This window comes from Bacillus sp. FSL M7-0791 (assembly GCF_038627085.1).
GTDB lineage: Bacteria > Bacillota > Bacilli > Bacillales > Bacillaceae > Bacillus > Bacillus safensis.
Genome location: NZ_CP152022.1, coordinates 3,174,109 through 3,189,478, shown reverse-complemented (window position 1 = coordinate 3,189,478; position 15,370 = coordinate 3,174,109). Strand labels below are relative to the sequence as shown.

The 15,370-nt window shown below is 43.7% G+C and carries 13 protein-coding genes; 11 read left to right on the top strand and 2 right to left on the bottom strand.

The window, feature by feature from the left end; genetic code table 11:
• The first annotated feature begins 33 nt into the window (after positions 1–33).
• The 11 genes from MHI08_RS16415 to MHI08_RS16365 all read left to right on the top strand — a co-directional run bounded on the left by MHI08_RS16415 (position 34) and on the right by MHI08_RS16365 (position 13,186).
• Positions 34–1,050, top strand: coding sequence for a sugar kinase (locus tag MHI08_RS16415; RefSeq protein ID WP_342499783.1), 1,017 nt, complete (start codon positions 34–36; stop codon positions 1,048–1,050).
• Positions 1,022–1,621, top strand: a complete 600-nt coding sequence (locus MHI08_RS16410; protein WP_041108074.1) for a bifunctional 4-hydroxy-2-oxoglutarate aldolase/2-dehydro-3-deoxy-phosphogluconate aldolase — start codon at positions 1,022–1,024, stop codon at positions 1,619–1,621. Before MHI08_RS16415 ends, MHI08_RS16410 begins: the two co-directional genes overlap by 29 nt.
• Before the next feature lie 120 nt (positions 1,622–1,741).
• Positions 1,742–2,197, top strand: a complete 456-nt coding sequence (locus MHI08_RS16405; protein WP_024423655.1) for a GNAT family N-acetyltransferase — start codon at positions 1,742–1,744, stop codon at positions 2,195–2,197.
• A gap of 69 nt (positions 2,198–2,266) precedes the next feature.
• Entirely contained in the window at positions 2,267–3,268 is a 1,002-nt protein-coding gene (locus MHI08_RS16400; RefSeq protein ID WP_041108072.1) for a sugar-binding protein, read from the top strand.
• Positions 3,265–4,707 carry a sensor histidine kinase gene (locus MHI08_RS16395; RefSeq protein ID WP_041108070.1) on the top strand — a complete coding sequence of 481 codons (1,443 nt, stop codon included), beginning with the start codon at positions 3,265–3,267 and terminating at the stop codon, positions 4,705–4,707. The genes MHI08_RS16400 and MHI08_RS16395 overlap by 4 nt, the downstream gene beginning before the upstream one ends.
• Complete coding sequence (locus tag MHI08_RS16390) at positions 4,701–6,119, top strand: response regulator (RefSeq protein WP_041108068.1); 1,419 nt, start codon at positions 4,701–4,703, stop codon at positions 6,117–6,119. The genes MHI08_RS16395 and MHI08_RS16390 overlap by 7 nt, the downstream gene beginning before the upstream one ends.
• Before the next feature lie 103 nt (positions 6,120–6,222).
• Positions 6,223–7,488 carry an ABC transporter substrate-binding protein gene (locus tag MHI08_RS16385; RefSeq protein ID WP_041108066.1) on the top strand — a complete coding sequence of 422 codons (1,266 nt, stop codon included), beginning with the start codon at positions 6,223–6,225 and terminating at the stop codon, positions 7,486–7,488.
• Between the two features lie 56 nt (positions 7,489–7,544).
• On the top strand, positions 7,545–8,516 hold the full coding sequence (locus tag MHI08_RS16380; protein WP_034624582.1) for a sugar ABC transporter permease: 972 nt from the start codon (positions 7,545–7,547) through the stop codon (positions 8,514–8,516).
• Positions 8,513–9,334: a carbohydrate ABC transporter permease gene (locus tag MHI08_RS16375; protein WP_041108063.1), complete on the top strand. Its 822-nt coding sequence runs from the start codon at positions 8,513–8,515 to the stop codon at positions 9,332–9,334. Before MHI08_RS16380 ends, MHI08_RS16375 begins: the two co-directional genes overlap by 4 nt.
• Before the next feature lie 147 nt (positions 9,335–9,481).
• The gene (manA, locus tag MHI08_RS16370) at positions 9,482–10,432 is read left to right on the top strand and encodes a mannose-6-phosphate isomerase, class I (protein WP_041108061.1); all 951 of its coding nucleotides are present in this window, start codon (positions 9,482–9,484) and stop codon (positions 10,430–10,432) included.
• Positions 10,433–10,555: 123 nt separating this feature from the next.
• Positions 10,556–13,186, top strand: a complete 2,631-nt coding sequence (locus MHI08_RS16365) for a glucosaminidase domain-containing protein (protein WP_342499782.1) — start codon at positions 10,556–10,558, stop codon at positions 13,184–13,186.
• Positions 13,187–13,203: 17 nt separating this feature from the next.
• Here the strand turns inward: MHI08_RS16365 and MHI08_RS16360 are convergent, their stop codons facing one another.
• Both MHI08_RS16360 and MHI08_RS16355 read right to left on the bottom strand, forming a co-directional pair.
• Positions 13,204–14,394, bottom strand: coding sequence for a CDP-glycerol glycerophosphotransferase family protein (locus MHI08_RS16360; RefSeq protein WP_342499781.1), 1,191 nt, complete (start codon positions 14,392–14,394; stop codon positions 13,204–13,206).
• Between the two features lie 11 nt (positions 14,395–14,405).
• On the bottom strand, positions 14,406–15,176 hold the full coding sequence (locus MHI08_RS16355; RefSeq protein ID WP_024423648.1) for a WecB/TagA/CpsF family glycosyltransferase: 771 nt from the start codon (positions 15,174–15,176) through the stop codon (positions 14,406–14,408).
• Between the last annotated feature and the right edge of the window lie 194 nt (positions 15,177–15,370).

Here is a 15,370-nt window from a genome sequence, read left to right as displayed (position 1 = left end):
TTTGAAACCGGTACCGAGAAAGGGGAGAAATGAGTGAAAGCATTGGATGCGGTCACATTTGGAGAATCAATGGCGATGTTTTATGCAAAAGAAGTCGGAGAGCTTCATCAAGTGCATACATTCCAAAAGGCGCTTGCTGGTGCAGAGAGTAACGTGGCTGTCGGCTTGGCGAGACTGGGCTTTCATGTGGGCTGGATGAGCAAAGTCGGAGCAGATTCACTTGGCACATTTATTTTAGAAGAGCTTCAAAAAGAAGGGGTCGATACAAGTGCAGTGCTCCGTTCAAATGATGGGTCTCAAACGGGAATCTTACTTAAATCAAAAGTGACGGAAGGAGACCCTGACGTCACGTATTATCGGAAAGGCTCTGCTGCGAGCACAATGAGTCAAAGCGACTTTCCCGCCGCCTATTTCAAACAGGCAGGCCACCTTCATATGACTGGTATTCCGCCTGCCCTATCCAATGAAATGAGAGCGTTTTCTTTTCGTGCCCTTCAAGAAATGAAAGCAGCGGGCAAAACCATTTCATTTGATCCAAACCTTCGGCTTCAGCTATGGGAAGAGGAAGAAGATATGATTCAGACGGTGAATCATATCGCCTCGCAAGCGGATTGGTTTTTTCCAGGGCTTGCAGAAGGGCAAAGGCTCACGGGTTGTCACGAGCCAGAAGAGATTGCAGATGTCTATTTACAAAAAGGTGTCAAGCTAGTGGTCATTAAGCTAGGGGCAGAAGGTGCCTTTTATAAAAGTGCAGCCGGTCAGGGGATTGTGAATGGATTTTATGTGCAGGATGTCGTAGACACAGTTGGAGCTGGTGATGGATTTGCAGTGGGGGTCATCAGCGGCTTGCTTGACGGCTTATCAGATGAAAAATCCGTGACAAGAGGCAATGCGGTCGGGGCAATTGCAGTGATGTCACCTGGCGATAAGGACGGACTGCCTACCCGGAAGGAGCTTCAGGCTTTTATGAAAGAAGCCAAGCGATATCAAAGGCGGGAGTACATGAAAGGGGATGAGAGATATGGGAAAGTCAGCAAGTTTGAGCGTTAAAAAGCAGCTCGCGTCTTGTAAATTGATCGCAGTTGTGAGAGCGGATAGTGAAGTAGAAGGTATTGAAATGATTGAGCGTTTAAAGAAAAAAGGAGTTCGTGCCATTGAAGTGACGTATACCACGCCAAATGCTGAACGCATCATCGCATCCTTCCAGGAGGAGCAGGACCTCATAGTAGGAGCGGGAACAATTACGACGCTGGAGCAGGCGCAATCAGCCATTGAGGCAGGTTCACAGTTTATCGTTAGTCCAGGATACCTTCCTATGATTGGAGAACATCTTTCATTTTACGACACACTCTATGTACCAGGGGTTCTCACCCCGAGTGAAATCATGCAGGCGAAAGCAGATGGCTATTGCTTGCTCAAACTTTTTCCAAGCGGCTCCTTCGGTTTATCCTATATGAAAAACCTGAAAGGTCCATTTCCAGAGATTGAATTTATTCCTACGGGCGGCATTCATCCAGCTGATGTTCCAAAGTGGCTCAAAGCAGGCGCGGTGGCTGTTGGTGTCGGAAGTCAGCTTGAAAGCAGTACAGCAGAGGAATTACAAGCAGTTCTTTCTTCATAAATACTTGTCAACCGAACAAACAACTGGCTTGTTGATGCCGGTTGTTTGTTCGTTTATCTGACATAACAGCAGGTAAACATTCAACTCTTCACGTACAATGATCGTGAAGGAGTGATGGAAATGTACATTCTACAAGATGAACTCACGGATGGACGAATTGACCAGCTGATTACCGCACATATAGAAGAGATGAAGGAGCATTCGCCGCCAGAAAGCATTCATGCCCTTCCATTAACTGATTTAAAAAAACAGGATGTTACGGTGTGGAGTGTGCGAGATGGAGAGGAGCTTCTTGGCTGCGGAGCGTTAAAGGAACTGTCAAGTGAACATGGGGAAATCAAATCGATGAGAACCGCAGCCCTCCATATGCGAAAAGGTGTAGCGAGGTATATGCTGAATCATCTTCTCCAAGAGGCAAAACGGCGCGGCTATACACGTGTCAGCTTAGAGACAGGGGCAATGGCTTTCTTTGAACCAGCAAGAAAACTATATGAGAGCGCTGGATTTCAGTATTGTCCACCTTTTGGTACATATCAAGAAGATCCAAACAGTTTATTTATGACAAAGGAATTATAGAGGTCGAGAGAGTATGCTTATAAGCAGCTCTTTTTTTTATGCGGAAATAGTGGAAAGGAGGAGGACACGGTGAAATTATCTAAGTGGATCGGAATGAGCGCATTTCTCACATTTTGTGTGGTATCTGTCATCTTCTTAACGTTATTAGGTCAAGATTTATTTAAAATTGAAAGCGCTTCCGATAAAGCGGAGTCAACGTATCAATATCATTTTGTTCTTGTACCGGAGGAACTTGATAACGAATATTGGCAGCTTGTACAAAAGGGAGCTGCGGATGCGGCAGACGTTCATCACGTGTATCTAGAATATTTGGGCCCAAAGCAAGCAGATGTAGACGATCATCTGAAAACCATTGATATGGCGATCGCTGGGCATGTTGATGGCATTATGACACAGGGACTTGATGCGAAAAAATACAAACCGCTTTTTCAGAAGGCGAGGGAAAAAGGAATTGATGTTGTCACCGTCGATACAGATGCAGAGGGGAGCAAGCGTCAAGTGTATGTAGGGACGGACAATTACTATTCAGGCTTTATCGCAGGACAGGCACTCATCGCAGATACAAAAGGTGAACAGTATGTAGGAATTGTCACAGGCAGGCTGGATGCCATTCATCAAAAGCTGCGCGTCAAGGGCTTTCGAGATGCCGTTGCTGCTGAAAAACGCATTCATATTGCTGGAATTGAAGAATCAGCCATTACGAAGTCAGGTGCCTCAGGTGCCGCTTATAAACTATTAAACGATCATGCGAAGCTCACCGCATTTTATGGTACAAGTGCATTAGATGGTGCAGGCATTATTCAAGCAATCGCACAGTATCGATCATCCACTGATTTTTATGTGCTTGCATTTGACACATTGCCTGATACGATTCAGGCGCTTGATGATGGAACAATTGATGCCGTGGTCGTACAGCATCCTTATGAAATGGGCTATCAAGCGGTTGAATCACTTGTTCGTTTGCAGAAAGGTGAAAAAGAAGAACCGCTTCAGTACACGGGAACGAGTGTGATCCGGCGCGGGGATCTGCCTCTTCAGCAAACAGACAGAAAGCAGGGAATGCAGCCATGAGAAAGATTCGAAGTAAGCTGTTATTAGCATTTTTAATCCTTGTGCTTCTTGGCAACATAGCCGCTTTTTTTGTCTACTGGAGCAGTTCAAAAATCACATCAGAATATAGCCGGAGCTTCCGTTCTTTTCTCCTGCTCAATGATATATCGACAGAGGCGAAAACGATGTATGAAAAGGTCAATGCCTATGCCATTGAAAAGGATCGGAAGTTTGCCAAAGAGTATCTTACGTCAAAACAGAAAATGAAATCCTACGATCAAGCGCTGAGAAAGGATGCCGGTCTTCATGCGGCGATTCCTTCTATTGAAAAATATCAATATATGATGCGGACGCTTATCAATGAAAGTGATGCGACCATGACACATGTGAAAGAAGGGAAAATCGAAGAATATGCTGCAAGTGTGAAGGAAGTGAGAACCGTCTCCTCCTATATACAAGAGCAGACGATGACTCTGCTTGATGATGAATTATCTGAGTATCAGGTACTCTATCAATCTCTTCAAAAAAGGCATCAAACCTATGCGCTCTTTACCTTATGCCTGTTTACGTTATCAATCGGGATCGCTTTATGGATGGCGTATATGATTGCTGGCGGGATATCAAGACCTATCGTTCATCTGTCCCGAAGCGTAAAAGAAGTATCAGAAGGAAATTTTGATGGAGCGAATTTGCATGTTACCTCAAAGGATGAAATCTCTGTTTTAAATGAAGCCTTTCAGCGAATGCGGCAAGAGATGAAAATGATGATTGAAGAGATCAAACAAAAGGCAGCATTGGATCAAAAAATCAAAGATATGAAGCTAAAAACGCTGCAAAACCAAATGAACCCGCATTTTTTATTTAACACATTAAACATCGTTTCACGTATGGCTTACTTAGAATCAGCGGAAGCCACATCGAGGTTGATTCAATCCGTTTCCACGCTGATGCGGTATTCGCTGTCTGCTCTTAGTACATCCGTTACATTGGAACAAGAAGTGAAAGTGGTGAAAGAATATTTTCATATACAAGAAACGAGATTTGCCGATCGTATTACGTGCAAAACGTCCATCGATGAATCATGTTTATCTGTGCATATCCCAAGTCTCACCTTACAGCCGCTTGTCGAAAATGCCTTTATTCATGGCGTCGAGCCAAAGGAGGAAGAGGGACTTGTCGAGCTCTCGATCTATGAAGAAGGCGGCTATGTGATGATTCGGATTCAGGACAATGGGATGGGCATCAATGAACAGGAGAAAAGAAGATTGCTATCAGAAAAAGAAGAGGAAGAGCCGAACATACTGAGTAAAGGCCACTCGACAGGAATCGGTCTTCGAAATGTAATGTCAAGACTGCGTTTGTTTTACGGGGTGCAAGATGCCCTTCAAATTGATTCAAAGCCAAACGAAGGCACCACCATACAATTGGCTATTCCGATGAAGGAGGGACCGACATGCTGAACGTGCTAATTGTCGATGATGAAAAAATAGAACGGCTAGCGATGCGGAAATTCTTAACCGAATGGGTTCCAGAGTGTCATATAGCAGGAGAAGCGGAAAATGGAAAGAAGGCGGTTGAATTCGTGCGATCTGAGTCCATTCATCTTGTGCTCATGGATATTCAGATGCCTGGCATGGATGGACTGACAGCGATCAAACAGATCAAAGCAATCAGTCCTCATACAAAATTCATTATGCTGACAGCCTACGATACATTCGATTATGCCAAGCAAGCGATGCAGGAGGGGGTGAAACAATACCTCGTCAAACCAGCTGACAAAGATGAAACCATTGCAGCCATTCGATTTGTAGCAGCAGAGATTCAGCAGGAGGCGTCTCTGCGGCAGTCGGCAGCGGCCGATCAGCAGTCAAAGTGGCTTGAAGCGCATGTCATGAACGGTCAATCTTATACATCCATGGAGTTTCAACAACTATTCTCCAAATATGAAGCAGGTCTTATCATCGCTGTGCAGCGGACAGAAGGAGATCAGCTGTTGATCGATTTACAGAAATCTGCACGATTTCATACGGTGCCGATTCAGATGGGGGGAGAACTGTTTACATGCCTCATTTATAGTCAGCAAGGACCAGGTCAGCTAAAGGCAGAGATTCTGCAAGCCATTCGAGCTGCCATGACAAACGGTCAGCCTTCACCTGTCGTTGGCATAGGGCATCCAGTCTCAAACCCGCTTCATCTTCAGAAAAGTGCAGCAGAGGCGAAGCTTTCCTATTATCAGCGAAAAAAGAGTGGGGGCGTTGTTCGTTATGGCTTTTACCAAACAGAGGTGAAGTCCGGTCCATTGATTCATCTGCCGGAGCTTGCAGACAGTATGATGCAGGCGCTGGAAGAAGGGAGAAGAGAGAATGCACTGGCTTTATTTGATGCCTTTCAATTAGAGGGGGCGACGATTTCACAAGTAAAAGAACTGCTGATTCTCTTCAAATCACGCCTCCGTACAGACCTATCGATATTGACAATCAGCACCGCAGCGGAATGCCGCCAGTGCTGTGAACACCTATTTGATGTGTATGAAGCGAGAACCCAGACCATCAATGACATCGAGCGGGCAAAACGTTACATCAAAACGCATTATTGTGAACAGATCACGCTTGAGCAAACGGCCGCTTATGTTGATTTAAGTCCCACCTATTTCACAAAACGATTTAAAGACGAGACGGGTCTGACATTTAAAGAGTATGTGACAGCCTGCCGGCTGGATAAAATCAAAAAGCTCCTCATAGACAGCACGCTTAGCTTAAAAGAAATTACCTTTCAGGCAGGATATACAGATCCTAATTACGTCAGCCGTGTGTTTAAGAAGATGGTCGGCTGTTCACCGAAGGAATATCGAAAACAGGCCGTAAAAAAATGAAGAATTTCATAAAAAAGTGAAGAAGTTTGCCTGAACAAAAGCAAGGATCTGCCATTATACTTATTTTGATAACGCTTACAAAATGGGGATAGGGGGATCAATTATGAAGTTCAAATTAGGCTTTACACTGCTGGCACTCTGTATGCTTATCGTCACTGCCTGCAGCTCATCGACGAACTCAGAGGCAAAAAAAGAAGGCGGAGCGGAAAAGCTCGAAATTTTCTCTTGGTGGACAGGAGCAGGTGAGGAAGACGGGCTGAAGGCACTCATTCAATTGTTTGAAGAGGAGAATAAAGACATTCCAATTGAAAATGCAGCCGTCGCAGGTGGTGCTGGTACGAATGCAAAGGCTGTCCTGACTAGCCGTATGCAGGGAAATGATCCGCCTGCTACGTTTCAAGTGCATGGCGGGGCGGAGCTGAATGAGAGCTGGGTCGCGGCAGGCAAAATGGAGCCTCTGGATGATTTATATGAAAAAGAAGGCTGGAAAGACAAATTTCCAGAATCACTGATTGACCTTGTCAGCAAAGATGGGAAAATCTATTCCGTGCCAGTAAATATTCACAGGGGCAATGTGCTTTGGTATAACAAGAAAGTATTTGATGATGCAGGCTTAGAGCCGCCAACGACATTTGATGAATTTTTCAAAACAGCAGATGCATTAAAGAAAAAAGGAATCACACCACTTGCACTTGGAGATAAGGAGCCTTGGGCAGCGACTCATTTGTTTGAAAGTGTTTTGCTGGGTGTATTAGGTGCAGATGGTTATCAAAAACTTTGGGCTGGCGACATGAAAATGGATGACCCGAAAGTGAAGGAAGCGGCAGACATCTTTGGACGTATGCTCGAATACGTCAATGACGATCACAGCTCACGTAACTGGCAGGATGCCTCACAGCTCGTGGCAAAAGGAGAAGCGGCAATGAATGTCATGGGCGACTGGGCGAAGGGGTACTTTGTGAATGATCTTGATTTGAAGGTGAATCAAGACTTTGGATACACGGCGACTCCGGGAACGGAAGGAAGCTTTATGGTGATCACCGATACATTCGGACTGCCAAAGGGTGTGAAACAGCCAGAAAACGTGAAGAAATTCTTATCTGTTTTAGGATCTGTTGAAGGACAGGATGCGTTTAATCCGCTAAAAGGATCGATTCCAGCACGTGTGGATGCAGATGTATCAAAATATGATGAATACGGAAAATCGGCGATGAAGGCATTTAAAGAATCAAAACTGGCGCCGTCTCTTGCTCATGGCTCAGCTGCTGAAGAAGGGTTTGTGACAAAAGCGAATCAAGCCGTCAATATCTTCGTGACACAAAAAGACAGTAGTCAGTTTGTTTCATCTTTAAAAGAGGCAATGAAATAAAGACGAAGGAGGCGGCGGCTAGGCACCGCCTCTTTTTTAAAAAGGAGTGTAGCTTCATGCGCATAGACACATCGCCGATGACAAAAACACCTGTGCCCAAAGTTAAACGTATGCGGAAAAAATGGAATGGAGACCAGCTGCTGGCGCTGCTCTTTTTAGCCCCGTCAGCGGTTTTATTATTCATCTTTGTTTACGGTTTTATTGGCTGGACAGGATATGTATCATTATCAAACTGGACCACGCTTGTTCCTGATTTCTCTTTCGCAGGTCTTCGCAATTATGTCATGCTGTTTCAAGATTTCCGCTTTCAATCAGATCTTCGAAACACGGTCTTTTTCACTTTATTTTTTATTGGAGCGGTCATTGTCTCTGGTCTCGCACTTGCGATTTTACTAGACCAGAAGATCAAGGGGGAATCTCTTTTTCGGAATTTATTCTTCTTTCCGATGGCCCTGTCCTTCGTTGTCACAGGAGTCGTATGGCAATGGATTTTAAACCCGTCAACTGGGGTGAATTTATTTTTGAAAACGCTCGGTATCCAGCCAAAGTGGTATACGGATACGAACATATTGGCCGGATTTGTCTGGGGGAAAATTGAGTTTGGTGTACCTGCGGCCATGATCGCTGTTGTGATTGCAGCTGTTTGGCAAATGACAGGCTTCTCTCTGGCGATGTATTTGGCGGGTCTAAGAGGAATTCCAGAGGAAGTAAGAGAGGCTGCTAGAATGGATGGCGCAACGGAGTGGCAGATTTACTGGAAAATCATTTTTCCTCTTTTAAAACCGATTACTGCAAGTGTTGTTATCATCATGGCTCATATTTCTTTAAAGATCTTCGATTTGATTTACTCGATGACAGGGCCGGGTGCGAACTTTGTCACGGATGTTCCGGGCGTGTATATGTTTGAAATGACCTTTAGAGGAAACCATTATGCAGGCGGTGCCGCCATTGCGGTTGTCATGCTGATCTCTGTTGCGGTCTTTATCGTGCCATATCTCCTGTCGAGCCGGAAGGGGGCTTCATCATGACAGCCAGATGGTTTGTCCGTCCAGTCCTTTATGCTTTATTAATTTTGTGCAGTCTCTTTTTTCTAATGCCTGTTTATGTCATGCTCGTCACAAGCTTGAAGCCATTAGGTGAAGTCACCCTTGAGCGAATGTGGACGCTGCCATCTACTATCGATTTTTCAAGCTATCAAATCGCGTTTGAAAAGCTGGCGCCCAATTTAATGAATTCTCTTTATCTTGTCATTCCTGCTACTTTATTGTCAGCTGTTTTAGGTGCAATGAATGGCTATGTATTATCAAAATGGCGTTTCAAAGGATCAGAAGTCGTCTTTACGCTGATGCTGTTTGGGATGTTTATTCCATATCAAAGTATCCTGATCCCGCTCATTCAATTTTTGCGTGAAGTCGGATTGTATAATTCAATTCCAGGGCTTGTGCTTGTCCATGTCGTATACGGACTTCCGATCACAACGCTCATGTTCCGAAATTTCTATGTGAGCATCCCAGATGAAATGATTGAATCGGCGAAAATGGATGGTGCAGGGTTTATCGGGATTTTCAGACATATGATTCTTCCGCTTTCGATCACAGGATTTGTTGTGGTAGCCATTTGGCAGTTCACAAATGTGTGGAATGAATTTTTATTTGCAGTCACGATGACCACTGCGGAGCATCAGCCGGTAATGGTAGCCTTACAAAATCTATCAGGCAGTCAAATTGTACAATGGAACGTCCAAATGGCAGGGGCGATATTGGCTGCGCTGCCAACACTACTCGTCTATATTCTTCTTGGAAAATACTTTGTCAAAGGGCTTCTCGCAGGCTCTGTCAAAGGGTAAAATATTTTTTGTGTTATCGTTTTCATTCGGTGTACTGAAAGGATTGACTTCTCTTTAGATAGCGTCATAATAAAAGTTGAGACTTACTAGTTTTCATCAAGCTAGGTAAGGATTATCAAAGGGTAGCAAAGGGAGGAGTCATCCTGAATGAAGCAGTCACCAATTTTTTTACTGCCTGAATTGAAGGAGAGAATATGGGGAGGTACAGCCTTAAGGGATCAATTTGGCTATGATATTCCTTCTGATCAAACGGGAGAATGCTGGGCAATTTCTGCTCATCCAAACGGGCCAAGTGTCGTGAAAGACGGTCCATATAAAGGGAAAACGCTGATCGAACTTTGGGACAATCATAGAGAATTGTTCGGGGGGATAGAAGGCGACCGCTTCCCGCTCTTAACCAAAATATTAGATGCAAACCAAGACTTGTCCGTGCAAGTACATCCAGATGATGATTATGCGGAAAGACATGAAAATGGCGAGCTTGGAAAAACAGAGTGCTGGTATATCATTGACTGCAAAGAAGGAGCAGAAATGATCTATGGGCACAATGCAAGAACAAGAACTGAGCTTGTAACCATGATGAATAGCGGAGATTGGGAAGGTCTTTTGCGGCGGGTGAAGATTAAGCCTGGTGATTTTTATTATGTGCCAAGCGGTACCATTCATGCGCTTTGCGAAGGAACACTTGTCCTTGAAACGCAGCAAAGCTCAGATACAACCTATCGCGTATATGATTATGAACGAAAAGACCAAGATGGCAACGAACGTGAACTTCATTTTGCGCAAGCGATTGATGTCACAACAGTTCCTCATGTAGACGGGTATGCAGATGAATCAGTTGAAACACGCCGGGGAGTGACCATTCGTACATTTGTCGAAGCAGAATATTTCTCTGTGTATAAATGGGAAATTGATCAAAAAGCAGAGCTTTCGCAGGATTATCCGTTTTTGCTATGCAGTGTGATTCATGGAGAAGGGTCTTTAGAGCATGACGGAAACACATATCCACTGCCAAAAGGTACTCATTTTATTCTGCCGGCTGAAACAGGAAACTTCTCAATTGAAGGATCTTGTGAACTGATTGTGTCGCATATATAAGGAAAAGAGGACTTCGAGGGGTCCTCTATTTTTCTATTGCATAAATGACTTGAAAGAGTACTTGTTTTTGTCGATAAAGAGATTAGTAGACTATTATGCAAAGTTAAGAGAGGGACAGGGAACGTGAAAAAAACCATCAAGATTATGTTACTCGCAGCTGCCTTTGGTATGACATTACACACGGGTAAAGAAGCGCAAGCAGCCTCCTATGTCGATCAATCCATTTATACGATGAACACCTCAAAGGTATTTACAACAGAAGCAGAAGTGAAAAAAGCAGTGGAAACACTAAAGAAAGACAAAAAGTGGACAGCCACTTATCAAACCTCAGGAAATACGTCGACCTATCAGCTCACTGCTTCAGGATATGAGTCGCAAGCAGCAGCGAATGCAAGTGCAGCTGCATTAAAAAAAGAAGTGGGCATGAGCGGTACGGTGTCTCCAGTAGGTGACCGCCTTCCTTTACAAAAGGTCGTATCTGACCCAGTCAATGATGAAAGTCAGGCGAAAAAGCTTTCACTTGAACTAACAAAAACATCAGGGCTCAATAGCTCCTATGAAGTCATCAATCAAAGCAAACCTTCTTATCAGGTCATATCAGGAACCATTGATTCTGAAACGAAAGTGAAAAATATTCAAACTGAGCTGCAAAAGCAGACAGGTGTCACCAGTACATACCAAACCGAAACGAAAGCTGGCACTGTGTATCAGCTGATTTCAAGCGGTATTATTGGACAAAGTAAGGCGAATACCATTCTGCAAGGCTTTCAAAAGGCATCCGGTTTAAAACCAGTGCTTCAAACGGTAACAGCGGGTAAGCCGTATTACATCGTCACATCCGCTGCACAAGCGAACCAGTCGAAAGCACAGACACTCCTTACTCAGCTGCAAAAAGAAGCAAAAATCAGCGGGAAGATTCAAAAGACAGGAGCCTTAAAAAATGTCTACAGCTTGGAATCAGGCTATTTCAAAGACAACAAACAAGCAGCTTCAGCTGCGGCTCAAATTAAGAAGCAAACCGGTGCTGCAGGTACTGTGCAGCGAGTGGGAAAAACAAAAAATTATATCGTAAAGCTCAATCAATTGAACGATACAGCTTACGCAAAAACGATAGCTTTTTTCAAGAAAAAGAAATGGCGCTACACGTCCAAAAAGATTTCTTCTACACAGCCATATCAAGTAGTGACAGGGAATCTTTTAGGAGATGACCAAGCGAAAAAAGCAGCGGCTTTCTTCCAAAAGAAAAAAGTATCTGCAACAACGAAAAAAACAGGCAAGGTATCAGACAGCACATATCGACTCGTCGTCAATCAAGCAGTGGACCAAGCGAAAGTGAATAAAGGTGCCGCATACTTAAAAACGCAGAAGGTGACAAGCAGCATCAAGACAAGCAAGGGACAGGCTGTCAGCAAAACATATAGTCTTAAGACAACACCTGTATATGAACAAACTAAAGTGAAGCAGGCTCAAGAGATCATCAAGAAAAATGGTATTGCCAGCAGTACAAAAACGCTGACAGAAGCGGTCAAGCAATACCGTATCACGACAGAGCCGACAGTGAATCAGACAAAACTGAATCAAGCACTCAGCTATTTGACGAAACAAAAAATGAAGGCTGCTGCACAAAAAACAGGCGCAGTCGATTATGCTCAATATCAGATCAAAACAGGTGCCATCTCAACAGCTGCACTGCGTGACCAAGGCATGGCATTTTTCAAAAAACGGAATGAAACCGCTGCGTATACAACAACAACGAAACCAACTTACAAAATCAACATTACGCAGCAATTTACAGGATTACCAACTGTAAATGAAGCCATTGCATTTGTGAAAAGCCAATATGGCTGGACTGCCACAGCCGTAAAAATTAAAAATGGCCCAATGGTCATGCAAACGAACTACAACCTCACTGTCAATGAGATGGTAAACAAACAAATGAAGGTGTCACCACAGACAGATGGTGCGGCCTATGTCTATGCAGCATATGTAGACCAAACAACATCGACAGTGAATACGGATGGCTTAAATGTCCGTTCTACACCTGATTCGAGCTCTGCAAGCAACATTGTCGCACAGCTGAATAAAGGAGCAAAAGTGAAACAGCTTGGAAAAGAAGGAAACTGGATCAGGATCAACCTCGGCTGGAGAAATGCAAGTGCAGCAGAGGTGCAAAAATATGTAGATCCAGCCAATATTGCAGAAGGCACGCAATCTTATTTTCAATTTCTGAAACTCTCTGAAGCTGCGAATCTCAATCCGGCAGAGGTCAATACAAAGATTTTAGCAGGCAAAGGAATTCTTGCTGGTAAAGGACAAGCCTTTATTACAGCAGCAAAAACGTATCATATCAACGAAATTTATCTTATTTCTCATGCGTTGCTTGAAACGGGTAACGGAAGTTCCATTCTAGCGAATGGTACAATGTTTAATGGAAAGAAAGTATATAACATGTATGGCATTGGTGCATATGACAGCAATCCGAATTATCTCGGTGCAAAGTATGCGTATGAACAGCAATGGTTCACGCCAGAGGCTGCCATTATTGGCGGAGCAAAATTCATTGGCAACAGCTATATCAATAATGCCACATACAAGCAAGATACAATTTATAAAATGCGCTGGTCGGCTACAGCGACTCATCAATATGCAACAGATATTGGCTGGGCTTCTAAGCAAGTCACTCGCATGTATAGTTTGTATAACCTGCTTGATGACTATACACTGTATTATGATATCCCGGTGTATAACAAATAAAAAAACGTCCGTGCTTCCTAATGAGAAGCCGGACGTTTTTTGTGTAGGAGCAGCTGCTGTTCAATAAATGAGAGGAGCTGCTGACTGGATTGTCCCTTTGAATATTGGTTCCATTCCTCAGCAAAGGTTTTGATTCGTTCTTTATTGGTTGATCTGTTTAGGTGTAAAAGCTCCTGCAAGAGCATGTCTTGAGTGACGCAAGCCTTTCCAGGAATGATATCTTCATACCGATCGACTAAGCCGCGTTTCTCTCGATAAGTGTCTAAGTCATAAGTGAAGAACAACACAGGCTTTTCGAGCAGTGCATATTCAAACACAATGGACGAATAATCTGTCACCAGGACATCACAAGCACAAAGCAATGGATAGAGCGGCTGATCGGACACATCAAATATCCATTCACCGTCTGTTTCTGCTTTCGCTAAATGTTTGACCGCAGGATGAAGCTTGACGAGCAGAATGTAATCGCCGTTCAGCTCAGTTTGCAACTGCTCTTTTGAAAAAGGCAGCACAAGACCGTCCATTGCAAAGTCTCGATAGGTCGGTGCATAGAGCAGGATTTTTTTCCCTTTTGGAACATCATTTAGCTTCAAGGAAGGCTGATGCTGTTCATAGTACATATCCGTCAGTGGTACACCAGTTGGTAAAAAGCGATCATCTTTGACCCCAAACGAGGTCTTGAAAATCTCACGCATGTGATCTGAGCCTGTCACAATGTAATCGAAAGACGCATAAACACGCTTGAAGCGTTCGATGTCACGGGGACTTCGTTCAGAATTTGAAGCATCTTCAAGCCCGAACTTTTTCAAAGCTCCATTGGCATGCCATACTTGAATACAGGTGGTAGAAGGCCGTTTTCTTAGCACACTCGTCATGAGAAAGTAATTATCCGTCACGACAACCTTGCTTTTAAACATCGTATATATACATTGAATGAGATGGAGAGGATTTTTTTCATGAAAATAGCGAAATGACAGATGAGGCCCGTCCTTTTCTATCGCAGAAGCATGCTTCGTATAGAGGACAGTGAGCTTCATTGTCATGTTCGCCTGTTGTTGATAAGTATGAATGAGAGCAGCCGCATTCTCTTGGAATGAAACAAGCAGCGTCACCTGGTTTTCACGCGGTTTCACGCCGCTCATCAGCCATCCAATGAAAGAAATAAAAGCTGCGTAACATGAAATCATCATTGAGCGTATAATCATCATTTTTCAGTCTCTCACAGCTGCTTCGTCTGATCCTTTACTTGCTCAGGATAGTAACGTTTTTTTCCTTTGCTTTCCTTTAAGACGGCAAAAGCGTACTTAGGAATATTGAGCATTCGTTTCCATCTCCATGGATTCACAATCAATCTGTACAGCCATTCTGTATTTGTCTTAATCATCCAGCGTGGTGCACGCTTCACCGTTCCGCTAAATACATCAAAGCTTCCGCCTAAACCGATGCAAACAGCCTGCGGGAATAAATGGCGGTATTCGTAAATAAAGTTCTCTTGGTTTGGATAACCTAATGCAACAAACACCATATCAGGTTTCGAGCGCGCGATTTGCTTCGCTACGAAACGTTTATCGGCTTGATAGCCGTCACAGCTTCCTGCGAGGACCACATTTGGATATTCCGTATCAATTCGCTGTTTTACAGCCTCAAGCACTTCTTTTTTCGCACCATATAAAAAGATTCTTTTAGACTGCTTGTTTGCTAGATCAAGCATAGACATGAAGACATCAAAGCCGGCAATTCTAGACTTAAGCGGACTTTGGGTCATGCGGGACATCAATACGACGCCTACGCCATCCGGCAGTACATAATCCGCAGAGGAGACGACTTGATGGTACGCATGATCCTTCATGACGGCATAGCCTATCTCTGGATTGACAGTCGCAATCATGGCGCCTCTTCTTTGAGAAATATGATGCTGGTTCATATAGCTGATAAATTCATTTAAGTCGCCGTTTACATAAGAAAGGTTAGAGACCACTTCTGTTTGCATTGTTTAGACCTCCTTTTTAACTTGTTATCTATGAACGTTCATTGTAAATTCATTCTTCGCCTACTCATCATTTTATCACAGATGCTCCATGAAATATTAACAATAACTTTACAAACCTTTAAATTTCATGACATTTTCATCATTTCATCTGGACAATCCTTTGTGAAACATTGATTCCTCGGACTTTTCCTCCT